Below are 26015 nucleotides of genomic sequence, written 5' to 3'. Positions count from 1 at the left end.
ATTTTTTATTTAATACTAAGCCTATTTTACAATAGGCTTAGTTATTTTTATTATCTATACAGTGTGAAATTACCTACAAACTCACGAGCATCTGTTTCACCATTTAGTTTTAGAACATACCAATAGTCTCCAGATGGTAATTCATTACCATTGTAAGTTCCGTCCCATGATTCACCTGGATGTAAGGTTATAATTTTTCTACTATATCTATCAAATACATAAGTAACAGCTTTAGGATAATTATCTAAATAATTCGGACTCCATGTGTCGTTGTTACCATCACCTCCAGGTGTAAAATAATCTGGAATATCTACATCAAAGAATTCAACAAAAATAGCATCAGTATCTGTACAACCATTGTCGTCTGTAACTATTACAGTATAAGTATCTGTGTAACTTACTAAATAGTTTGTGTTTGAACCCACATATAAAATAGAACCATTACTATTTAATATGGTATATTCATATGGTGAACTACCACCAGTAGTCGACATTGCAAATTGATTTAGCCCACTTTGAGAAAGTGTTAATGTAGGTACAGATGGTAAAGCGATAGCAAAATTAACTTGTTGCATACAACCATTTGTATGTGTAACACTTACTGTATGATTACCATTTGGCACATTTAAGAATATATTATCTCCAGGTTGAATGACTGCACCATTATCTAAGTTAAATGTAAGTTCTGATAGCGCTATTGAAGCATCATTATATAAGATTGTTACAGTAGCCTGAGGAACATTATTAGCACAAAGTACATCAATAACATAATCTGCTTGGATATCTACACCTTCACCTATATTAAATTCTACAGTTGTAACACAACCATTCGCATCAGTTACAATGAATTGATGATCACCTGTTGATAAATTAGTAAATGTAAAGTCACCTGTTTGAGATGTTTGGGTAAGACTTCCTTCAGTTGCAGTATAACCAGTAGTTGCATTAATAGTACCACCAGAAACTGTAAATTGCACAGATCCTCCATCACCTAAACATACTTCAGCCACAGGAGTAACGCTAATTACATTAAATGCTGGTGGAGAAGTAATAGTAAATGTTAATGGCGATTGAGGTGGTGTACAACCATTCTCATCTTGAATATACACTAAATAAGTACCTGGTGCTAAATCTGTGAAAACTCCAGAATTAACAGTTTCATTAGGCGCTGAGGAAATAGAATATTGAATTGTTCCTGTACCTCCACTAGCTACAACCGTGATTGTTCCATCTGTTGGATTATCTGCACATGTTATATTAGTAAAAGATTGACTGTCGATTGTAATTGCTGATGGTTCATCAATATTAAAAGATTGAGAAACACCATTACAATCCCCGTCAGTTACTACAATAGTATAAGTACCCACTGGCACATTTTCAAATACTCCTGGATTAGGTTGATTTACAGTAGCCACAGGAGGATTTAATGTATAAACATAATTACCTAAACCATTTGTTGCTACAGCTGTTACTGTTGTTGTACCTCCATTACAAGAGATATAAGCATTTGCTAAATCAACTGAAACAGAAACTGGAATAACTGGTTCAACAGTAATAGAATTAGAAACAACGACAATACAATTGTTGGCATCAACTACATAATACTGATAAGTACCTGCAGGAAGAGTAAATTGTACTGATGTACCAGGGAAAGTAGTAAATGGACCATTCTGAGAATTACTATAACTGTAAGGAGCTGTTCCACCTGTTGCAGTTAATTCTAGAATAGCATCAGTTTGACAAGTTGGATCATATATTTGAGCTAATGTTGCTATAACTTGATCAGCTGGTTCTGTAATAGTAACATTTGCAGTTGTAAAAGTACAATTGAAAGAATCTGTTATTGTTACATTATATGTTCCTGCTCCAATATTAGCAAATATGTTGCTTGTTTGTGGACCAGAAAATGGTCCATTGCTATCATTTAAAGTATATAAATATCCACTTCCAAAACCACCTGTAGTTCCAGAAACGGTAATAGTAGCATTTGTATCTCCTACACATAATAACGCAGTAGGGGTTGCAGAAATAGATGCAGAGATAGGTGTAGGAATAACTAAATTAATAGTAGTAGAAATTACACAGCCTTCAGTATCTCTAACACTTACTGTATAAGATCCAGCACCTAAACCTGTAAAATTAGATGTTATAGACCAAGTAGGTGTAACGCCTGGTCCTACAAGTTGATATTCATAAGGTCCTCCCCAACCATTAGCACCTACTGCAGAAATAGTTCCATCATTACCAGGATTACAAGTAATAGGTGTACTAGTAGCAGTAATACTTAAAGCTGTGGTAGGTTGTGTTACAGTAAAACTAATTGTTGCAGGACAATAAGGACTGTTAGTTAATGTAGCAACTAATTGATATACTCCTGCTGCTAAATTATTTACAGTAAAAGGACCCGCAGATGGGCTTGAACCAGAAGTAACCAAAGTGTTTGTTGAATCAAAAATTTGGAATGTAAATGGTCCTGCATCATTTGTAGGAACAAGGTTTTGATCAATAAAATTAAAATCAACACTTCCATCATTTCCACCGAAACAAGTTACATTATTAGTAACAGTTGCATTAACAATAAAAGTATTTGGATTAAACACATAATGTATCATTTGAACTACACAACCAGTAGTAGCATTTTCAACAAATATATCATAGCTACCGATTGTTAATCCTGTAAAATTAGGATTATTAGTTTGCGTTACATTATAAGGCACATTATTAGTTGGATAACCCGTAACAGTATATATAAGAGTTGTTGGTACACCACCAGTAGTTGTCACATTTACTGTTATATCTTCTGGATTTGTACAAGTAATTGCATTTGTAACAGTTACTGTAGGATTTGAAATCTGAACAAATGGAGCAATGATAGCTGTAGTTGAACCTAAACAGCCATTATTATCATATACATTAATTGTATAAGAACCTCCTAAAACATTAGATTCTAAGTAGGTATTATTACTTCCTGATTGAAGTACATTATTTGTAGCTGTATCAATAAACACATAATTAATATATGTTCCTGAACCTCCAGTTACACCCGTCACTACAATTGATGCATTGTTTACTGTATTAGTACCAGCGTTACAAGCAAATTCAGTTACCGTTGGAGCAGGTACAACAATTGGTAATGGCTCATCAACGTCAATATTTAAAGTAGTCGAACAACCTCTTCCTGATGTGATTACTACATCATAATTACCCGCTGGTAAACCACTAAATACATTACCTGGTTGTGGGAGGAAAGTTACAGGACCCGTAGTAATTTCATAGGTATAAGGCACATCTGGATTAGAGCCAGTTAAGTTGATAGTAATCATTCCGTTAGAACCACCATTACATGTTACATCAACTACAGTGCTTGTTGCAGATGGGTTGGTTGGTTGCGTTAATGTTACACTCGTAGGAATAGAACAACCCGTTGTATTATCGGTTACTGTAACTGTATAACTACCAGAAGGAACATTTGAAAAGACATTATTAGATAATGTTATTGGTCCAGGATTAGGATTAATAGTATATGTATAATTTCCAGATCCACCAGCAGCATTAACCGTAATTATACCATCACTTGCACCACAATTTCCAGTTGTTGCAACTGAAGGTATTATGTTCACATTTAAAGGTGGATTGATTGTTATTGTTTCAGTATCAGTACAACCATTAGCATCAATAATAGTAACTGTATGTGTACCTGAATTTAAGCCAGTAATCGTGTATGGATTAGATGGGAATGTTACAGGACTACTTGTATCTACAGTATACGTAAATGGTGGTACACCAACTGCTGCATTAGTAGCAACGGTTATACTATAATTACCTTCATTAGAATTACACAAGGTAGCAGGATCAAGAGTCGCTGTAATATCAGGACTTGAATCTGTAGGTACAAATATGCTTGTAAAAGGTTGTATACAACCATTAGCATCTTGTATATAAATGTCATACGAACCACCAGCTAAATTACTAAACACATTAGAAGTTTGACCCGGCCAAGTTGTAGGAGCAGGTGCACCAGCAGTAACAATATGATAACTGTAAGGTGGTGTTCCATTAGAACCTGTTACAGTAATTTGTCCTGCTTCAGCACATAAATTATCATTATGAGTTACAGCAGCGGTTACAGATAATAGCACTGGAGATTCAGATATCGTAAAGTTAATAGATGTTTGTGTACAACCATTATTTGGTCCACCTACTTCAGTGAATAAAACAAAATATTGACCTGGTGATAAAACTCCAAAATTATTAATTGTCGCAGGTGCTGGACCTGTATAATTTCCAACACCACCAACTGGTATATTATTTAAAGCTTGATAAATTTGATACGTGAACCCTGTTCCAGAATATCCATTAACCGTAAAAGAAACACTTCCATCATTTGCTCCTGTACAAGTTACATTATGAGGTGTAATTGTAGAAGTTATATTTGATGGAGTAGGAACTGGTCCATCTGCAGTTTGGAAATAATAACAATTTGTACTTTCATCATAAACAATGAAACTATATGTTACTCCAGGTATTAAATTGGTAAAGGTTGAACATAAACCTGTAGGGTCAGTAATATCAGCATTTTGATAACCTGGACCAGGATATGTAGGATAAGGAGGAATTGCAGGTGCTAAATCTTGATAAATAGCAAAATGATATGGACCTCCTACAACAGCTGTATTTACACAAACAGTAATGGTTCCTCCTGTAGTACAATCGGCCGTTGGAGTAGAAATATCAATATTTAAACTATTAGGTGGAGAAGCAATACTTATATTATTTTGCACCAATACACATCCATTAGCATCAACAACTTCTACTGTATAGATACCAAAATTTAAGATAGAAAAAGAATGATCCTCTCCAGCTAGTGCGTTATAAGAATCTGTAAAAGTTCCTGTAGAATTATCTATGTTATATGTATAAGGTAATGTTCCACCCGTTACATTAATAACATCTATAGATCCTGGCTCTGTACCTGTAACACCACATTGAATATCTGTTTCAACAATGGTAAAGTTAATCGGATCTGGCTGATTTAGAGTAATTGTCGTAGTTTGTGTACAAGAATTTGCGTCTCTAACAGTTACTGTATAAGTTCCCGCTGTTAATCCTGTAAAATTATTATTTGAAGTAAAACCACTACCTATATTATATTCATATGGAGGTAATCCACCTGTAGCAGTTACTGTAAATGCTCCATTAGAATCTCCATTACATAAATTGAATGCTGTTTGCGTTGCTACAGGAACATTTAAAACTGGTAATGGAGCTACAGTAGTAGTACTAGTAGTAACTGTACAACCTATTGCATCTGTAATAACAAACTGATAGTTTCCAGGATTAGGAGTAGTATAAGTAAATGTATTTATACCACCTGTTAATGTAACAGGAGAACCTAAAGGATTTGTATTAAATAAAACTTGATAGGTATAATTAGTTGAACCACCATTAATAACAACATCGATATCTGCATCTGGAGAAGCCGTACAATCTAATCCATGTGTTAAATTTGCTGATGCCGTTAACTGAGGAGCAATTGTAACAGCTGGTAAAGTAACTTCACAACCATAGTCATCTCTCACTATAATTGTATAAGTACCTGGAGTTACTGAAAAAGTATTATTGGGTCCAAAAATTCCTCCATTAATATTATAGCTATAAGGCCCAACTCCTCCTGAAGCAGTCACTACTAATGTAGCACCATTCGTTCCATCATAACATAAATCTGATGAAGCATCGATTACTGCTGTAGGTGCTGTAGGAGCAGGGATATTTACAGCAACATCTATAGGATCAGTACATAATAATGCATCTTGAACAACTACAATGTAATCCCCTGGAGGTAAATTTGTAAATACATTATTTGTACTTAAACTATAAGGAGCAATAACATTACCTGAAGTATCTTGTAATTCATATTGATAATTAGGTGTTCCGCCTGAAGCAGAAGCTGTAATTGTACCACCATTTAAACAAGTTGCAGGATTAGTTAAAGCTGCTGATGCCACTAACGCATTAGGTTGGCTTATAACTTGTGTGAAAGGGAATGAACATGGTGTAGAAGATAAATCGTATTGTATTACGACATTATATGTACCTGCCGCTAAACCAGTAATTGTTACAGGAGAAGAAGTTGAAACCGTAAATGGAGCTCCTCCTGTTAAAGAATAATAAAATTGTGTATCAAAATTTTGAGCAGCAATAGTAATTTGTCCATCATTAGCTCCATTACAACTTACATCGCTGAAGCTTGTAATTTGTGCAGAAAAAGCTTGATTACAGTCTACTAATATTGGGAAATCAACTGCTGTAATACAAGCAATTGGCTCTTGACGAACATAAATATCATCAATAGCTGCATCATTTCCGTTATAAAGGATACTTCCAGAACGAATATTAAAAGTTAGTGTAGTGTTATTTCCAGGATTTAATGATAATGTTTTTAATTGCCATCCATCGGTAACATTATCTACAATACCAGTAGCTTGAGATGCTACTACATTGCCTGAAGGATCAACTAATTCCAATATAAAATCAGGATCAGCACCAGCAACTCCTGCTCTTAAAAGATTCGCTAAATAAAGGTCAACTAATACTGGTTGGTTAGGTAATACACTATTGATTACTTTACTGTATAAAATACCATAATTACCTGCTGCTGAACCAATATTAACTGCTAAGAATCTACCATTAGGATCTGGAGTACCTGTTAAAATTTGTGTATGATCTCTATATGCGTACCAGTTACAATTATTAGGAATAATAGCACTAGTTACGCTATATTGGTTGTCTTCAATTGTGTAAGAACCACAAACTGGTGAATATCCAGGTATTGCATTATTTCCACATGGTGTAGTAGCTGGAAAAGGTTGGCTATTCCAACAATAAGCAGCAGCAATTCCTGGTGTGGTTGTATTTGCTCCAGAACCGAAATCTTCTCTTAATAAATCACTATAAGTAGGAATATTTAAGTTTTGATATTGAACCGTAACTGTATGAGGTCCACAAGGCACGTTGATAAAAATGTTTGCTGGAGTATTGGTGTTTGGATTCCCATCTAATAAATAAGTGTAAGCAAAATTGCCTCCATTATTATTAACTGTAACTGTAGTTGTTGCAGTTCCATCACAATTGTAATCTGGATCCGCCACAGTAATTGTTGGATCAGAAGGCGCTGGGTCTATTGTAACTTGGTAACAAGAAGTACATGTAATAGAGTTTGCATCTCTTATACAAACTGTATGAGTACCTGGTGGAAGGTAAGCTTGATTTGTAGCAATCCAATTTATTCCTCCATCAAAACTGTATTCATAAGTACCACTACCACCTTGAGGGTTGGTAATTCTTACCATTCCTTCACCATTAGGTCCGCAACCTGCTAATTCTGAAACTCCAGCTGATGCTTCTACAGCATTTGGTGGTTCATTAATAACAATGGTTTGAATTATTGGAGGACAAACAACACCATTTAAAGAATATTGTAACTGAGCCTCATAAGTTCCTGCCGGTAAATTAGAAAAAACTGGATTATTTCCAAAAGAAGGGCCACTTGGTGGAGTAGTTACACTATATTGTATTGTATAGCCATTTGTATTAGTTACATTAAATACAATTTCACCCGTTGCACCACCATTACATAAAACATCTGTATGTGTTACTGTAAAAACTGGTGCAGGAATTGCATCAATTGTTACACATGTTTGAGCCGTACAGTTATTAAAATCTGTTACAGTAAAACAATAGTTTCCAGGAGTTGAAATATCAAAATTAGGGTTTGAATATAAATCAGGGTCTCCACTAATTGTATATATATAAGGAGGCGTACCTCCAACAGGGTACAAAGTAATCTCTCCATTATTACAAGTTAAAGGAATGGTTACTGCTCCAGTAACTGTTAATAAAGGAGGATTTGAAATGGTAATATTTTGAGTATAAGTACAACCATCTGTAGTTGTTACATTTAACGTATAATTTCCAGCATTTAAATTTGAGAAAGTATAATCATTTACATCAATCGGACCTGCAAGATCGAAAGGATTTCCTCCAAGTAATAATTGATAAGTATATTGTGGTTCTACATTGTTTACTTGAACGCGTATTTCACCTTTATCACCACTACAAAGTGCATCTTGCACAATTACATCTACATCAAAGTTTCTAGTATTTACAACAACGTTTGGAATAGTAAATAAACAGTTTCCAACACCACCACCAATTTGTTGTACATATACTGTATAGGTACCTGCAGCTACATTATTAAACACGTTATTATTTTGTTGCCAAGGCCCAGTTGAGCTTGTAATACTAAACTCATAACCAGTAGGAGGCACACCGTTAACAGTAATAGTTCCTGGTGTCGTACAAATTTCATCCGTTGCAACAGCTGTTGGTGTAAATAAATTTTTGTACACATTAAAATAATATGTTCTAAAACATCCGTTTTGGAAAGTAATCGTTACTCTATATTGACCCGCATCAACAGCATTGAAGTTTGGTCCTGTACCTGCTGGTTGCCAATCTCCAGGTAAACATCCTGTATTAGGACATGTTGATGGTGGAGGGTTATTAGTTATACAAGCTGCACTAGGATTTAATACTTCCCAATTTATTGATTGTGCATTTAAAATTCCAGATTCTATTAATTGAGAATCAGAAGCACCACATAAATATATTTTTGGTAATTCAGAACCGTCAACAGGACAAATATCTACTTGATCTGCATAAGGTATGACAGGATTAGGAACTACCCCATTAAAATCGACAACATTAAATGTTTCAACGATGGACAAACATGGAGCTGGAGCTGTATTAACTACAGAATATGTTCCTGTTGTTGTAGCAACAAATGTTTGATTTGTAGCATTAGGAATAGCATTTCCAGCTGTAGGTGGAGAACCATTATGCCATTGATAAGATGTATAGCCACTTCCAGCAGTTAATGTAACCGATGAACCACATAAAACCTCTTCAGATTCAAAAGTACAATCATCAATATCAGCAATAAAGTTTGTTGCACCTGGAGTTGGAAATAAACAAGCATCAATTCCTGAAGCACTAGGTTGTTGATTTTCGACAACATTTCCAGATGTAGAACTTGAATATGTTTTATAAGCCGTATTTGTAATTTCATTAGAACAAGCGTCTCTTAAATCATAACAATTTTCAGCGACTCTAACACGAATTCTAATTTGATAATTTGCGCCAAACTCAGTAACTAAATTATTAGGTATTGTAAAAGTAATCGTATTATTAACATTATTAAATGTATAAGTTACACCTGGAGGTAAAACAATATTGGCTGGCAAATTTGTAAAACTTACATTTATAGGTAATTGATCTACAATAGTAAAATTGGTAGCATCATCATTTCCAATGTTTTGAAAATCCAATTCATACCATATTTCTTGGCCTAAAGCTACAGTTGTATTTCCTATGTCATTTCCTGATAAATCTCTAACAACCTTTACTAAATTGATTTGCGGTTGAATTACTTCAATCGCAAATGCATTCATGTAATAAACATAGGAATCATTATTGGTTTCTAACCTTATTGTGGCACTTGTTGCACTATTGGCAATAACAGCGTTTCCAGGATTTGTAACATTAATAATTCCTGCGTCAAAACCTAATAAATTGGAACTATTAATATTTCTAGCTGTATAGGCACCATTAATATCGTTAATGGTTGAATTAAAAAAGTTATTAGCAGGCCTTGTAGGAATAGTCATACTAGTACCATTGATTCTTAAACGGTCGTCAGTATAAGCTCTATCTCCTTCAAGAGCACCAAAACCTAATTGAGCCCTTACGGGTCCTATAGGAATAGCATTAAAACCAGTAATAGGAATATCTAATGGGGCAGAACCGCTTAAAATATTACTAAAACCATTAAAAATATCGATATTCTTAGCGGTAGTTAATGGATCTTCATATACTATAATTAAATTCCAACCACCTGATGTATTATCTCCTAAACCCGATTGAATATTTGCAACCCCATAAGTTCCATTAGCATCTGGCAAAGATTGAACTAAAGTAGTAACATCATAGTATGCAGCATATCCCCAGTTGTTACTAGAAACTGGTTGATTAGCAGTAAATGAATCAAATATTACATTAGCTACTCCTCCAGTTATATCGATATAATTTCCACCAGGCATCTTAAATTTTACATTACCAAGTAGATTTCGATTTACTTGGTTACCAATATTATTTGGATTATATACACCAGCCCAATATAGACCCGCAAATTTAATTTGATAACAACCTGGAGTAGGAACAGGAATTGTTAAATCAGCAGTAGTAGAATTGAAAGTTGATGCATCACCGTCAATATCAATGTACTGCATATTAGTACCATTATTGTTACCGGTTCCATTATAGGCATTATTAGGGCTTTGGGAATTAGTTTGCCTATTCAGAATATTATTTCCTATTTGGAGCATATTCCCTTTTAATCCTTGAAATGTAGCTTGTCCAGATGGTGTTGCTGTGGTAGAAGCCCGATTAAAAGCAACAAAATTCTGGGCAAAAATAGAAGGACTCACCAAAAATAAGGTGAGAAAGACTATTTTTTTTAGTAGGGTAATTTTATGTTTCATAGTTTATAGATTTTAAGACCTCTAAAAGTAATAAAAATTTTAATATAAAATTAACAATTAACTTATTGCACTTGTACAATCTTCATTTTCTTATTATATGATTTTGTTCCACGTTTACTTAACTCTTTAGTTGCAGATGGCAATTCATCAAATTTACCTAAGAAAACATAGTAGGTTGCATCATAAATATTATAGAACTGATTTACACTAGTTCCTCCTTCAGAAACTACCTTTTTAATAAATGCATCTCTTTGTTTTGTATCTTTAAATTTACCTAACACCATATAATAACCGCTTGCTACATTGTTCATTTTTTTCACAATTGGAATATCATTAGTTTCTGGTTCTTCATCCAATAAGTTTCCAGTAACTTCACCTTGCGATGCTTGTCCACTAGAGGCAGCATTTTTAATACTTTCTAAATTATTTTGATCTTTTTCAATTCTTTCATTTTCAGTATCAAAATTTGCTTTTTTAATTCTTCGTTGTCTTTCTTCTTCTTTTGCGACATTAATTTGCTGAATTTTTAAATCCGCCATTTTCTCAAGATCAATATATTTTTGCTTTTTGTTTTTTAAATCATCTAATACATTTTGATAATAATCATTCAATTGTTTAGCATCCTCGCTATTTAGACCACTTTGTTTTAACTCATTTAACCTAGCTCTATTTGCGTTTTCAAAATCAAAAATTAAATCATCAAATACTTTTTTATTTGTTGCTATTTGACTTTTCAGTTCATTTAATTGTGCATTTTGTTGTGAACTACTCACAAATTTTCTTTCAGGTCCTTTATAATTTGGATCATCTTGTCCAATATAGGCTTTCAAATCTAAATCTCTTTCTTTAACGATAGAGTCTAAACTCTTAATTAATTTATCCGAACGTTTTGTTCTTTCTTCAATATCACTCTTATAATCATCTAATAATTTATTAGAGATGTTTAATTTACTTTCTATACTAGAAATCTTTTCACTAACAGATAATTTCTCATTTGCAGCTTTTTCTTTAGCCAAACGATCTTGCTCTGCTTTCTCTCTAGCTAAACGATCTTTCTCAGCTTTTTCTCTAGCTAATCTATCTTGCTCTGCTTTTTCTCTAGCTAATCTATCTTGCTCCGCTTTCTCTCTAGCCAAACGATCTCGCTCTGCTTTTTCTCTAGCTAATCTATCTTGCTCTGCTTTTTCTTTAGCCAAACGATCTTGCTCTGCTTTTTCTCTAGCTAATCTATCTTGCTCCGCTTTTTCTTTAGCCAAACGATCTTGCTCTGCTTTCTCTCTAGCCAAACGATCTTGTTCCGCTTTCTCTCTAGCCAAACGATCTTGCTCTGCTTTCTCTCTAGCTAAACGATCTTGTTCTGCTTTCTCTCTAGCTAAACGATCTTGTTCTGCTTTTTCTCTAGCTAAACGATCTTGTTCTGATTTCTCTCTAGCCAAACGATCTTGCTCTGCTTTTTCTTTAGCTAAACGATCTTGCTCTGCTTTCTCTCTAGCTAAACGATCTTGTTCTGCTTTTTCTTTAGCTAAACGATCTTGCTCTGCTTTCTCTCTAGCTAAACGATCTTGTTCTGCTTTCTCTCTAGCTAAACGATCTTGTTCCGCTTTTTCTCTAGCTAAACGATCTTGCTCTGCCTTCTCTCTAGCTAAACGATCTTGTTCCGCTTTTTCTCTAGCTAAACGATCTTGCTCTGCTTTTTCTCTAGCCAAACGATCTTGCTCTGCTTTCTCTCTAGCTAATCTATCTTGTTCCGCTTTCTCTCTAGCCAAACGATCTTGCTCTGCCTTCTCTTTAGCTAAACGATCTTGTTCTGCTTTTTCTTTAGCCAAACGATCTTGCTCTGCCTTCTCTTTAGCTAAACGATCTTGTTCTGCTTTTTCTTTAGCTAAACGATCTTGCTCTGCTTTTTCTCTAGCTAAACGATCTTGTTCTGCTTTTTCTTTAGCTAAACGATCTTGCTCTGCTTTCTCTCTAGCCAAACGATCTTTCTCTGCTTTTTCTCTAGCTAATCTATCTATCTCTGCATTTTCTTTAGCTATTTTGTCATTTTCAGCTTTTTGTCTTGCTAATCTTTCTAATCTATCTTTCTCTGCTTTCTCTTTAGCCAAACGATCTTTTTCTGCCTGTGCTAAAGCAGCTAAACGATCTTTTTCAGCTTGCTCTTTTGCTAAACGATCTTTTTCTGCCTGCGCTAAAGCAGCTAAACGATCTTTTTCAGCTTGCTCTTTTGCTAAACGATCTTTTTCAGCTTGCGATAATGCTGCTAAACGATCTTTTTCGGCTTGTTCTTTTGCTAATCTCTCTTTTTCTAATTGAGCTAAAGCAGCTAATCTTTCTCTTTCTAATTGTGCTAATCTATCATTTTCTTCTTTTTCTTTGGCTAAACGCTCTTTTTCTGCTCTAGCTTTATCTATTCTCTCTTGCTCTAATCTAGCAAATGTAGTATTAACAGCTCCTTTTTTCTTTGCATTACGCTCTCTTATTCTTTGCGCTCTTTTTCTGTAATCAAAAGCATTATCATATTCATCAAATCTATAAGATAATGAAAATTCGTGACTTGATCCAAAGAATAAAGAATTACTTATTGATAAATTGTAAGCATAACCTATTAGAAATTTTTCAGAAATAGCAACTCCTACACCCGCATTAGCTCCATATAAAGAATTATATCCAGCTTCAACCCAACCCATTTCCTTTTGATCCAATAAAAAATTAGCCGCTAACCCAGTAGCACCATTACTACTTTGGACTCTTAGCATAGTAGAGAAATTAGCACCATCAAGAATATTATAGTAACTATCTAATTCTTTAGTGTACATTAAATGTCCTGAAAAAGATGCTGATTTATTTTCTTTAACTGATTCACTAGTAGACAAATTATAAGAAATTATATTATCAGCAGAAATACCTATATCAAAATTATTGAAATTTAAATTTAAACCGGGTTTAACAGAAATAAGGGTTGTAGTTGTTAAATTTTGAAACAACGGTTCGCTTGTTTCAGTAACAGCTCTATTAATATCAAAACTATTACTTGTAAAATACGTATTAAGGCCAAAAGTGAAATTTGCATCTTTTTGTAAAGGCACATTAATGGCGTAATTTAGTAATCCACCTACATTTTTTACTAATCCTATTGACTGCATAAAAGCACCAATTCCAAATCTGGATTCATTACTTACTCTTCCTTGGTAATTTAGATGATAAAAAACGGGAGCATCATCAAATTTTACCCATTGTCTTTTGTTTACCAAATTAATAGTGGGTGCTGCCTCTCGTGCAAAACTAAAAGAAGGATTAATTAAATAACGATTTAATTTAATCGAATTATTTAAGGAAACATCAAAAGAGGTGTAAGCATTTTCTTGAGAAAATGCTGATATAAAGAACACACATAGAATTACACTTAAGTATTTACTTTTCAATTGATTAATTTGTAGGGTTATTTGATTACGGTTAGAATTCCTTCTTTGATAAGCTGATTATCTTTAGACAGTTTATAATAATAAAAAGCTTTAGATTGAAAAGCATCATTATTGTTTTCTGGCCATGTGTTTTGATAATTGTCAGTAGCATAAATCTGCTTTCCTGAGGAATTGTATATTTCGAGGCTTAGGTTATTTGAACTTGTTAAATTATATGGTACTTTAAATTTATCATTGGAACCATCTCCATTAGGACTTATTAGATTAGGTATTTCATCAACACTTGGTTCTATGACTAATAAATTTAATTCTATTGTAGAAATACATCCTGAATTTTCAGTAACTATCACTGTATATTGACCCGCTGTAGCTATATTTAATGAGTTAGATGTTTCTGATAGAAGATTGGTATTCAAATACCATTCAAAAGAAGGTGAAATGGCATCTGTAGTTACAATTGCGTTAAAATTTTGTCCAATTTCTAATTCATATGGTGTATTAACATTTAATGTGGCATTAAAGGTAATGTCATCTAGCACATACGCTTGATTATTAGGTACAGTAACGGTACAAGAACCATTATCTAAAGAAGCTGTATAGGAACCTCCTTGTGTAGCTAAATAGGTATTTGAATTTGCATTTGGTATTATACTCCCATCTAAAAACCAAGATATTGGAGATCCATTTGCCACCATATTTCCAGAGTTATCTTGTAATAACAATTCAACTCCTATGGATTCACATACTTCAGTGGCACCGTTAATAGTATTAATTTGTAATGTACCCCCACTACTTATTTCTGTAACTGTAACTTGAACTGATTTTGCAAGTGTATTAGGAGATGCTGAACTAGAACATGTAACACCATAATTTACTTCAACGTAATAAAAACCTGCACTTGTTACCGTTAAACTAGGACCTGTTTGACCATTGATTGCAACAAATATACCCGATGCATTTTTTTTATACCATGTATACGTTAAATAAGAATAAGCTAATGGAGATGGGTCTGGATTATTGTTTTCTAAAATAGAAATTGTATAGCTTGACCCTGTACAAATAACAGCATTTCCATTAGTAACATTTAAAGGGATCTGTTGATTAAAAATAAGATCATACGCTGAAAAAACTTGAGAAGTTGAAAAACTTGATAGAGTAGTAGCTTTCACTCTTATTTTATATGTACTTCCATAAGTTTGTGCAGGAAAGCTGAATGTCGCTTTATAGTTTCCTGTTGTAGTACCATTATCTCCTGTAAAAACTATAGTTGGGTTGCTAATTTGAATTCCAGTTGTAGGATTTGTAAAATCATTATCAGATAGGAACAATTGAAATTGATTACTTCCACTAAGATTCGCATAATTAGTCACTTGAAATGTCAATTCGTGCGTAGGATTAGCACTACTTTGACAAAAAGTTACTGCATCAGTAAAAGAAAAAGGAGGGAATCGCACCGTTTGAATAGAGGGTGTTTGAAATAAATAATTAGAATTTATTTCAATTTCTTTTTCATTTTTATTTTCGATTGTATTAGCATTTGAATGAATTGCAAATACAATTAAAAATAGTAGATAGTTTAAGCTTTTTGTCCACATCTTTACCAAATATTAATACTTATTCAATAATTGTTTATAATAACCAAACTGTTAAAAGAGTAATTCAGGAACTACAATTTTAACAGTTTAAAATAATATTATTATTTTGTCTTAGATATTTATTTAATTGATACTACCAATCTTAATTCTAAAATCAGGAGTTTTTGGGTTATTAGCATCTACAAATAAGTCTTCAGACTTAGTACTTGAATACCTATTTCCGTAAGATGGATTACCATAATAACTTTCTAAATCATCATTTGTAACTCCACCATTTTCAGAAACAATATTTTTCTTGCAATTGTTAATAAATATTCTTTTCAATTTAATTTTTGATAGACCTTCTTCTTCAACTGGAATTTTTCCATCTAAATAAAGAGCTGAAGAAAAACCAGTAACAACACTGTTTTTGAAGTCAAATAAACAATCTTTATTAATATAAATCGCTTCTTTCACAAGGCCGTCTGCCACTTTCCCATCTGATTCATTTACTATAGTAAAATTATCTAAACTAACATTTGTAACAGGTTTAGAAAAATCGGTTAAATCTCTATTTACAAATGCATCTACAGTTACAGCTCTATAGTTAGAACTAGCTGAAAAATAAGGGTTTCTTATCGCTAATCCATTGTTAATTTTAGCAATAACACCTTGAGTAAAATCGAAATCACTGTTTTTACATCTATAAGATACTAATTTCGATGCTTTTGGGTTACCTCCGATAAATTTGAAGGCATTACCATTTGACATACTAATTTGGATAGATTCAAAAGTTGATCCAGAACCAACACCCACAAGTGTTAAACCATCATAAACTGAATATCTATCTTTGCCTTTACCTGCAAATTCAATTCTAACATTTCTTAACACACCAGAATTATCAGCTGCATTATCGCCACCACCTACTACAAAATTGCTTGGGATTCCACTTTCGATTCTAGACATGCTTCCAAAAGTATTAATTGGTGCATTACCTAAGATAAAAATTCCACCCCAATCTCCTGCTTTACGGGCATTTACTGGTTTATCTGAAGTAAATACCACAGGATTTATCACTTGTCCTTCAGCTACGATTTTTGAACCTTTCGTTATGATTAATGCACTAAATTGATCCGAATTAGCTCTAATAACAGTTCCAGGTTCAATTTTTAGGGTAGCATTGTTAGTAACATACACTTCACCTACTAGACTATAAGTTTCAAGATTGGTTAATGTCAAATCTGAAGAAATATTTCCTGTAAGGATTTTTGTTGTCTGCGGATAATCTTTTCCGACTGGGTTAAATGAAGACCAACCGTTTAACCAATTGTTTCCGCCTACAATTCCCCAATTATCTTGAGCCTGTATTGAAAGTCCTGAAAGAACTAATGCAATTAATAAGATAGTTTTTTTCATAACGTTTGATTTTTATGTTTTTTTATAATTGCTATTCAACTTGTACTTGATGAACAAGTTTTAAAACTTCTTCATAAAACAAAATAGCATTAATTATATTCTTCGTATCTGAATAAGGTAAAATACCTTTCAAAAACTCAGCATTGTTTGTTAAAAATTCTTCTCTGTTAGCCGTTTCAGTATCCAACAATTTAATGTTTTCTTTTGTTGCTGGTATACCTAAGTCTGTAAATGTTACTCCCGATTTACTTGTTACTCCAAAATATTGAATCACACTAAATAAAATCTTAACTCGTTCTAGATACAATGGCATTAATTGTCCTTTTGTCATTGCTTCTAAATCTTTACGATCATGGTAAGTACCGATACCTCTGATATCAATAATTACTTTTTGTCCGTTTTGAGCTACTACATCAGCAGATGCTAATAAAAATAATGCAATAATACATACGTAAAATTTTCTCATAATAAAAATTGTTAATTTTTCAGTAAATAGGCAAAACAACTACAAATATATGTATTTAAATGTTTTAACAAAATATTTTGATAAAAATGTTAATAATTATTTTAAAAAAAAATTTATCGTAACCATTTTTTATTCATAATCATTGTTGCCGTTAATTCATTTTTTAATCAATATATCAATTATATATAAGTGCTTTCAAAATGCGTGCCAAAAATTTTTATCTTATAAAATCTAATCTCTAAAATTTAAAAAAACTAATAATTTACTTTGCAAACGTTAACAAATATTAGCTAATTTTTAAATATTATCTAGACTAAAGGCAAAATTCTTAGATAATCATCAATAAGCTTTTTTATAAAGTTACAAATAAAAATATAGAATTTCGTGTTTTAATTTGTTAAAAAAACAATTTGAACACCTGCCTAAAATTTGCTTTAAAAAAAATTTTTGCTTATTCATTAAAAAACAGATTGTTAATAACTTATTTCTATTTTAAAAAAATTTAAAGTGTAGAAAAGAAAGAAATGAAGTTTTCATTAAATGTAATTATTATATTTGTTTCATGCTTTTCAAAGACATTTTAGGACAAGAACATATTAAAAATCACTTAACTAGAAGTGTATCATTAGGAAGAATTCCGCACGCTCAATTATTTATTGGACCTGAAGGATCAGGTACATTAGCAATGGCTATAGCCTATGCACAATATATTTTGTGTTCCAATACGGATCAAGAGAATACTACTGGTAATGCCAGTTGTAATTTAAAATTTGAAAATTATTCCCATCCTGATCTCCATTTTGTTTTCCCAGTTGCTACTAATGATACGATTAAATCACATCCTGTAAGTGCTAATTTCTTACAAGAATGGCGTAGTTTTTTGAAAGAGAATCCTTATGGAAGTTTGTTTGATTGGTATAAAGTAATTGGAATTCAAAATAAACAAGGACAAATAGGTGTTGATGAAGCAGCTGAAATTAATAAAGCTTTGTCGTTAAAATCTTATGAAGGTGGATATAAAATTATGATTATTTGGATGGCCGATAAAATGAATATTGCTGCTTCTAATAAGTTATTAAAACTTTTAGAAGAACCACCTAATAAAACTGTTTTTATCTTAATTACTGAATCTATAGATGATATATTACAAACCATTTATTCAAGATGTCAATTAATTGATTTCATTGGACTTAGTGAAAATGTAATTTCAAAAACACTTATCGAAAAAGAAAATTGTGATCAAAATTTAGCTAAAAAAATTGCTCATCAAAGTGAAGGAAACTATAATAGAGCGTTGCATATTTTACATAATGATAATCAAGAATTTCCATTTGAGTCTTGGTTTATTCAATGGGTAAGGAGTGCTTTTAAAGCGAAGGGAAATGCGGCTGCTATTCAAGACTTAATAGAATGGAGTGAAAACATTGCTGCATTAGGTAGAGAAGTACAAAAGCAATTTTTACACTATTGTATTCATTTTTTTAGACAGGCTTTATTAAGTAATTATCAAGCAGAAGAGTTGGTTTTTTTTGAACCTAAAGAAAACAATTTTGATTTAAAAAAATTTGCTCCTTTTATTGATGGAAACAATATAACTCTTATCTTTAAGGAGTTAGAAGATGCTATTTATCATATTGAAAGAAATGGAAATAGCAAAATTATTTTAACTGACCTATCTATTAAATTAACACGATTAATACATAAAAAATAAGATTATGATACAAATTGCCCCTATTTTATTATTATTATTATTGAGTATTACTTTTTTACAATCTGGTTATGACAAAATTAAAGATTGGAAAGGGAATGTTTCTTGGCTAAAGAGTCACTTTGCTGGAACAATTTTTAAGAATTCGGTTCCATTAGCTTTATTTATCTTATTGGTTTTAGAAATTTTTTCTGGTGTTTTAAGTATTTCAGGAATCATTGAACTTTTATCAAGTAATTCTACAAAAGCAGGTTATTATGGTGCTATATTATCATGTATAACATTATTATTTCTACTATTTGGTCAAAGAATTGCTAAAGATTATGACGGAGCTCGTACTATTGTAATTTATTTCATTCCAGCTATTATGGCTGTTTATTTATTAGGTTAATTCCTTTTTAAACTAGCTCTAAATAATTTTAATTCTTCCCAAGTAAAAGTATCTCCATAGATTTCTTTTATTTGGGATAATGTTTCATTATTTACTTTTTTAAAAGCTATTTCTAATTCTTGTAATCTATCTTCAGTAATTAATTCATTAATAGCTATTATTTCGTTACTGATTAATTTTTCAAAATGATTGTATATAGTTGTTTCTGTTAGTTGTCTTTTTCTAGCAATATCAGATATTGAAAGATTTTGCCTCCATAGCGCTAAAGTTTCTTCAGTGGTCGATTTTTTGTTTTTTTTATCTTTATTTTTACCGTAAAATATTAAAGATGAATCATCTAACAAGTTTTTATTTTCATCTATATATTTTAAGCATGCCATGTCAATTTTGGTCTTTCTATATTCTTTTAAGGTATTTGGAAGAAGTTGTTCTTTTGAAATTTCTTTTCCTTCAGTTATTAATATAGTTAGTATTTTCGCTTTGGAAAGTAAGAGTAGAGAAGCGTGTGTTAGTTCTTCTAATTCGCATAATTCGTTAAAATAAGCTTTTGCGTTTTTTGTTCTTTTTATAGTTTCCATTTTAAATAATAATTCAAAATATACCGTATCTAAAATGGGGAAAAAATAAGAATAAGCAGCTTCACATCTTTCGTTAACATATTGATTATTAAAGTTATTTTTGTTTAAAAAGATGTTTTTTAATTGTTTAATAAAATTTTCCGAATGATTTTCTAAAGCGCTCATTTTTTCATATTGCATTTGAATCCAATCATAATGTTTTGACTTAATTGTTTTGGATTCTTCGGTTTTATAACTATAAAAATGATTTCTCCATTGTTGAATTAACTCTTTAAAATGAAAACCCTTGCATAAATAATCTAAAAAGAAGTGTTGCTTTTCAAGTATAAATGTATCTTCCAAATCTTTTTCACTAGCTTTATTATTTGCATAATTTAGCACCAATTCATCACTAGAAATCCCATCTATTTGTAATGGTGTAAGTAAAACTAAACCTTTAAGAGATTTAAGTCTGGATAAGGCAACATACGCTTGGCCTGGTGCAAAAACTTGAGAAACATCTAAAGCAGCCTTATCAAATGTAAGTCCTTGGCTTTTATGAATAGTTATAGCCCAAGCTAATTTAATAGGGTAGTGGACAAAAGTTCCTATAACATCTTCTTCTAGTTCTTTTGTACTTTCATTAATTTTATAACGAATGTTTTGCCACTCATACTTTTCTACTTCTATTGTCTTATTTTCTTCAGGAAAATGAATAAAAATTTCTTTATTGTTAACTGATGCTATAAAACCCATTTTTCCATTAAAATATTGTTTATCAATATTTAGGTCGTTTTTTATAAACATTACTTGAGCACCAATTTTTAATTCTAATCTTTCCTCTATAGGAAATATTTTTTCAGGAAAATCACCCACAATTTCAGGTAAAAAAGTAAACGATTTACCTTTCAACCCATTAAGAGAAGATTGATTTACTTCATTCGCTTTTGCATTATGTGTAGTAAGATAAATATATCCTGGATTATTTTTTAAATTGAAATGAGGTTGTACAAATTGGTTAAGCGCAATAATGTCTTTTTTTGTAGTTTTATTCGTACGTAAATTATTTAGTATTTCTATGAAATGTGTATCCTTTTGACGAAATATGGTAGAGAGTTCGATGTACAAAGGAGGGTTGCTTTGAATAATATGAGCATTAAAAAAAAAGACACCTTTATAATAATTTTTTAAAACATCCCACTCTTCATTCTTTATTACTGGAGGTAATTGAAGTAAATCGCCAATAAATACTACCTGAACACCACCGAAAGGTTTCTCATTTCTTCTTGTGAATTTTAACATGAAATCCATTGCGTCTAAAACATCTGCTCGCAGCATTGATACTTCATCTATAATAAGCAATTCCATTGAATTAATTACATTCCTTTTAAAAGTATTCATTTTAAAATGTCTTACTAAGGATGATCGGCTTTCAATTTTAAAAGAACTTGAAAAATTTGTAACTTCTTTTAAATCAGGTAAAAAAGTAGCAAAAGGTAATTGAAAAAGAGAGTGGATAGTAACGCCATTAGCATTAAGAGCAGCTATACCAGTAGGAGCAACTACAACTGTATTTTTATAAGTAACATTAAGAATTTCTTTTAAAAGAGTTGTTTTTCCGGTTCCAGCCTTCCCAGTGATAAATAGGGATTTATTTGTTTGATGAATGAATTGTAAAATGTAATTGGCTTCGATAGAAAATGTATTCATAAGGCAGATATATTTAACAAATATAACTAAATGTAAGCCAATAAAAAAGCCCCTTATAATTGGGGCTTTATAATTATTATTGAAATATTTATTTTTTGTCTTCTTCTTTTTTATCTGATTTTTCAGTTACTTCCTTTTTGTCAGTAGTACCATTTTTAGCTTTAAATTCATCATTTAATTTCTTTAATACATCAGCAGTAATGTCATAAGGATCTTTAGCATACAGAATTGTGGCTGCATCACCAGTACCATATATATAATCGTAACCTTCTTTTTTACCGTATGTTTTAATATAATCTTTTAACTCTTTCACTATTGAAGAACGAATACTATCGCTTTCTACTTGAATTTGTCTTAATAAAGCTTCTTGCTCTATAGAAAGTTCTTGTTCTCTTTGTTGCAATTCTGCCCCTTTTTGTTGTGCCCAAGCCATTCCTTTAATTTGAGCATTTCTTTGAAAACTAGCTGCCTCATCTTGGAAAGCTTTTGCTTTAGCTGCAAAAGGGCGTTTCATTTCTTCAGATTTGACTATAAACTTTTCATCTTCATCTTTAAACTTTTCATAATCCTGAATTAATTTTGCAGTGTCTATATAACCTGTTTTAAAATCTTCTTTTTTATCTTCTTTTTTATCACATGAAATTAATGCAATTGCTACTCCTAAAATTAATAAGGCTCTTTTCATTTTTTAAATTATTATTTGCTTTTAAAATTTTTTATTTGAAATTTTTCGTAAAAATAGTAAATCCATATGAAGTACCAAATTCTGTTGATTTTTTATTATAAGTAAAAATTATATAACTTAACAAGACTAATAAATATTTGCTATTAAAAACGACTTAAAATTAAGCGTTTTAAGACACAATTTTAAACCAACAATACTTTTGTATAAAAATTACACAAAGATTGTTTATACTTAATATAATACGCTTTTATTGGTTTTTTAATATATAAATATGGGAAGAATATTCATTATTAGCAATTCCTTTACAATTTGATACAAAACCTATAAAAAAGCCTTTGATAAAATTCATTTTTCCTGTCTTATATTTTTCTGATAACATGGCCACATAAAAACTATCAAACCACATTGGTTTCACGTGAAACAATTTGATATTTTGTTTTTGAAATAACAACTCTATAGCTTTTTTTGAAAAATGCCATAAATGTCTAGGTACATCATAAGCAGCCCAAAATGCTGCATAATATTTCGCGTCGTAAGATTTAAAATTTGGAACTGCGATAAATAAAATTCCATTTGGTTTTAACAATCTTTTGAGTTCTTCAATTTGATATTCTAAATTGGGTATATGTTCTAAAACATGCCACATTGTTATTACGTCAAATTGATTAGATTCAAGATTTTCTAATTCATCTGTAAATTTTATACCTTTCTCTAAAGCCAATTTCCTAGCTTTCTCATTAGGTTCAAAACCTAATACATCCCAATTTTTATTTTTAGCCTCCACTAGAAAATCTCCTGTTCCAGCACCGATATCTAAAATTTTTCCTTTGATTGAATATTTTGTTAATAAATTAACTTTTTTCTTAATAGCACTTCTTTTAACTATTTGATACATTTTTTCAAATAAAGATCTTGAATGATCTGTATGTGAAATATAATCTTCACTTTCATAATAAGAAGGTAAGTCTAAAAGGCTAGGTTGAGGTATAGTTTTTAATAATTCTAATTCTTCATCCATTAGTAAAGAAAAAGATTTTCCCGAAACAGAAAAATCTTTAACTTCAATATAAGTGGTTTTGTTTTCAAAATTCATAAATATAAAACTCAAAAGAGTAGTGGTAATAAGGGTTAACAAAGTTGTTTCACGTGAAACATTTTATATTTTTCAAAAATAATATGCCAGCATTACTAAAATACAACTATCTAAAAAGAATTTCATCATCGTCCCATATGTATAAGTAGCACAGAAATATCACTTGGTGAAACTCCACTAATTCTAGAAGCTTGAGCAATGGTTTTAGGACGAATTTTTTCTAATTTTTGTTTTGCTTCAATAGATATTGACTTTATTTTGTTAAAATCAAAATTATCTGGAATAACAGCATCTTCTAAACGATTCAATTTATCTGCATGATTTTTTTCTTTTTCTATATATCCAGAATACTTTACTTGAATTTCTGCTTGCTCAATAATTTCATTATCTAAATCATTTTCTTCAATATATTGTTTTACTTTTTCAAACTTTACAATATCTTCTAAATCAATTTGAGGTCGTGAAAAAACTTTAAACATTTTATCCGGTTGAAGCATTTCTGTAGAACCTTTTTCTTTTAAAATAGAATTAGCCTCTTCAGGTCTTAAGCTGGTTTCTTTAAAGAAATTTACCATAGCTTCAGATTTAGATAATTTCTCTTCCATTCTAATTAACCTTTCTTTCTTAGCTAAACCAATTTCATAACCTTTAGGTGTAAGTCTAATATCAGCATTATCCTGTCTTAATAAAGTGCGGTATTCTGCCCTTGAAGTAAACATCCTATATGGCTCTTCAGTACCTTTAGTAATTAAATCATCAATAAGAACACCAATATAAGCTTCGTTTCTTTTTAAAATAAAGGGTTCACGTTCTTGTACTTTTAAAGCAGCATTAATTCCTGCCATTAAACCTTGTGAAGCAGCTTCTTCATAACCTGTAGTTCCATTAATTTGTCCTGCAAAATATAAACCACTTACTAATTTTGTTTCTAAAGTATGTTGCAATTGAGTAGGAGGGAAGTAATCGTATTCAATCGCATAACCGGCTCTAAAAAATTTTACATTTTCAAAACCAGCTACAGAACGCATGGCTTTAAACTGAACATCTTCTGGTAAAGATGTTGAAAAACCATTAACATATACTTCTACTGTATTCCAACCTTCAGGTTCCACAAATAATTGGTGTCTTTCTTTATCAGCAAAACGATTAATTTTATCTTCAATAGAAGGACAATATCTTGGACCAATACTTTTAATTCTACCATTAAACATAGGACTGCGATCAAAGCCTTCACGAAGTAAATCATGTACTTCATTAGATGTGTAAGTCATCCAACAAGATTTTTGAATTGCTAAAGGTTTTGTTATAGATGAATATGAAAACTTGTCAGGAACTGCATCTCCAGGTTGCTCAATCATTTTTGAATAATCTAATGAACGACCATCAACTCGAGGAGGTGTCCCTGTTTTCATTCTACCCGATTCAAAACCTAATTTAATTAAATCTTCAGTAATTCCAAAAGAAGCACTTTCACCAGCACGACCACCTCCAAATTGTTTATCACCAATATGAATAAGACCATTCAAAAAAGTACCATTTGTTAAAACTACAGCTTTTGCTTTTATTTCAATACCAAGTGCAGTTTTAACTCCTACTAACTTACCATTATCTGTTATAATTCCAGTAACCATTTCTTGATAAAAATCTAGATTAGGTGTATTCTCTAATTGCAAACGCCATTCTTCTGCAAAACGCATACGGTCACTTTGTACTCGAGGCGACCACATTGCAGGCCCTTTTGATTTATTCAACATTTTAAATTGAATAGCGGTTTTATCAGAAACTATTCCAGAATAACCACCTAAGGCATCAATTTCTCTCACTATTTGTCCTTTAGCTATTCCACCCATAGCAGGATTACAAGACATTTGTGCAATGTTTTGCAAACTCATCGTTACTAATAAAGTAGAACAACCCATGTTTGCAGCAGCAGCAGCAGCTTCACAACCTGCGTGTCCACCACCTACAACTACAACATCATATTTATTTTGAAATAAACTCATTTTAAGTTTTGTAATTATTTTTAAAAGTTAAAAAAGTGTTCCACGTGAAACATATTTATGTGTAATTTTTTTTGTTCCACGTGGAACAAAAAAAGCAAAATTAAGATTTAAAGTTCCACGTGGAACATGTTGATTTTTTCATCTTCTTTTGAACGCATAAGCTGCTCCTCTTTTTTGCTTTTATCTTTATATCCACAATAATGAAGTACACCATGAATCATTACTCTTTTTAATTCAGAAAGAAAATCTGTATTAAAATCAAAAGCATTTTCCTTTACTCTTTCAATAGAAATAAAAATATCTCCACTGATTATATTGTCTTCAGTATAATCAAAACTAATTATATCAGTTAGTGTATCGTGATTTAAATACTCAATATTAATATTGTGTAA

The 26015-nt window shown here is 31.5% G+C and carries 12 protein-coding genes; 2 read left to right on the top strand and 10 right to left on the bottom strand.

From position 1 onward, the window contains the following. Positions 1-50 precede the first annotated feature (50 nt). The 5 genes from HALO113_RS16935 to HALO113_RS16915 form a co-directional block, all read right to left on the bottom strand. Positions 51-10598, bottom strand: coding sequence for a T9SS type B sorting domain-containing protein (locus HALO113_RS16935; protein ID WP_159780321.1), 10548 nt, complete (start codon positions 10596-10598; stop codon positions 51-53). Positions 10599-10660: 62 nt separating this feature from the next. Continuing rightward, complete coding sequence (locus HALO113_RS16930; protein ID WP_159780320.1) at positions 10661-14020, bottom strand: PorP/SprF family type IX secretion system membrane protein; 3360 nt, start codon at positions 14018-14020, stop codon at positions 10661-10663. Positions 14021-14037: 17 nt separating this feature from the next. Next, entirely contained in the window at positions 14038-15615 is a 1578-nt protein-coding gene (locus HALO113_RS16925) for a gliding motility-associated C-terminal domain-containing protein (RefSeq protein ID WP_159780319.1), read from the bottom strand. Between the two features lie 123 nt (positions 15616-15738). Then, positions 15739-17010 (bottom strand): hypothetical protein, encoded by a 1272-nt coding sequence (locus HALO113_RS16920; protein WP_159780318.1) that lies wholly within the window; start codon positions 17008-17010, stop codon positions 15739-15741. A gap of 31 nt (positions 17011-17041) precedes the next feature. Then, on the bottom strand, positions 17042-17476 hold the full coding sequence (locus HALO113_RS16915; protein ID WP_159780317.1) for a hypothetical protein: 435 nt from the start codon (positions 17474-17476) through the stop codon (positions 17042-17044). 562 nt (positions 17477-18038) lie between these two features. On the opposite strand from HALO113_RS16915, the gene HALO113_RS16910 reads away from it, so the two are divergent. Both HALO113_RS16910 and HALO113_RS16905 read left to right on the top strand, forming a co-directional pair. Then, entirely contained in the window at positions 18039-19187 is a 1149-nt protein-coding gene (locus tag HALO113_RS16910; protein WP_159780316.1) for a DNA polymerase III subunit delta', read from the top strand. Positions 19188-19191: 4 nt separating this feature from the next. Then, positions 19192-19575, top strand: coding sequence for a DoxX family protein (locus tag HALO113_RS16905; RefSeq protein ID WP_159780315.1), 384 nt, complete (start codon positions 19192-19194; stop codon positions 19573-19575). On the opposite strand, the gene HALO113_RS16900 is transcribed toward HALO113_RS16905, so the two are convergent. The 5 genes from HALO113_RS16900 to ybeY form a co-directional block, all read right to left on the bottom strand. Continuing rightward, the gene (locus HALO113_RS16900; RefSeq protein WP_159780314.1) at positions 19572-21842 is read right to left on the bottom strand and encodes a helix-turn-helix domain-containing protein; all 2271 of its coding nucleotides are present in this window, start codon (positions 21840-21842) and stop codon (positions 19572-19574) included. The two genes, HALO113_RS16905 and HALO113_RS16900, sit on opposite strands and share 4 nt — an antisense overlap. 88 nt (positions 21843-21930) lie before the next feature. Further along, on the bottom strand, positions 21931-22527 hold the full coding sequence (locus HALO113_RS16895; RefSeq protein ID WP_159780313.1) for an OmpH family outer membrane protein: 597 nt from the start codon (positions 22525-22527) through the stop codon (positions 21931-21933). Between the two features lie 247 nt (positions 22528-22774). Then, positions 22775-23620, bottom strand: a complete 846-nt coding sequence (locus HALO113_RS16890) for a bifunctional 2-polyprenyl-6-hydroxyphenol methylase/3-demethylubiquinol 3-O-methyltransferase UbiG (RefSeq protein ID WP_159780312.1) — start codon at positions 23618-23620, stop codon at positions 22775-22777. Between the two features lie 125 nt (positions 23621-23745). Beyond that, on the bottom strand, positions 23746-25623 hold the full coding sequence (gene mnmG / locus HALO113_RS16885; RefSeq protein WP_159780311.1) for a tRNA uridine-5-carboxymethylaminomethyl(34) synthesis enzyme MnmG: 1878 nt from the start codon (positions 25621-25623) through the stop codon (positions 23746-23748). 107 nt (positions 25624-25730) lie between these two features. Next, positions 25731-26015, bottom strand: a 285-nt coding sequence (gene ybeY, locus HALO113_RS16880) for an rRNA maturation RNase YbeY (protein ID WP_159780310.1), incomplete at its 5' end; no start/stop codon positions are given.

Origin of the sequence: Flavobacterium sp. 9AF (assembly GCF_902506265.1) — a bacterium.
Taxonomy (GTDB): domain Bacteria; phylum Bacteroidota; class Bacteroidia; order Flavobacteriales; family Flavobacteriaceae; genus Flavobacterium.
The sequence above is the reverse complement of the archived record's forward strand: the minus strand, read 5'-3'. Positions and strand labels throughout refer to the sequence as shown.

Excerpts from the sequence above, each read along its gene's own strand:
- HALO113_RS16935 (WP_159780321.1), bottom strand. The coding sequence starts at position 10,598 with ATGAAACATAAAATTACCCTACTAAAAAAAATAGTCTTTCTCACCTTA.
- HALO113_RS16925 (WP_159780319.1), bottom strand. The coding sequence starts at position 15,615 with ATGTGGACAAAAAGCTTAAACTATCTACTATTTTTAATTGTATTTGCA.
- HALO113_RS16920 (WP_159780318.1), bottom strand. The coding sequence starts at position 17,010 with ATGAAAAAAACTATCTTATTAATTGCATTAGTTCTTTCAGGACTTTCA.
- HALO113_RS16915 (WP_159780317.1), bottom strand. The coding sequence starts at position 17,476 with ATGAGAAAATTTTACGTATGTATTATTGCATTATTTTTATTAGCATCT.
- HALO113_RS16910 (WP_159780316.1), top strand. The coding sequence starts at position 18,039 with ATGCTTTTCAAAGACATTTTAGGACAAGAACATATTAAAAATCACTTA.
- HALO113_RS16905 (WP_159780315.1), top strand. The coding sequence starts at position 19,192 with ATGATACAAATTGCCCCTATTTTATTATTATTATTATTGAGTATTACT.
- HALO113_RS16900 (WP_159780314.1), bottom strand. The coding sequence starts at position 21,842 with ATGAATACATTTTCTATCGAAGCCAATTACATTTTACAATTCATTCAT.
- HALO113_RS16895 (WP_159780313.1), bottom strand. The coding sequence starts at position 22,527 with ATGAAAAGAGCCTTATTAATTTTAGGAGTAGCAATTGCATTAATTTCA.
- HALO113_RS16890 (WP_159780312.1), bottom strand. The coding sequence starts at position 23,620 with ATGAATTTTGAAAACAAAACCACTTATATTGAAGTTAAAGATTTTTCT.
- mnmG (WP_159780311.1), bottom strand. The coding sequence starts at position 25,623 with ATGAGTTTATTTCAAAATAAATATGATGTTGTAGTTGTAGGTGGTGGA.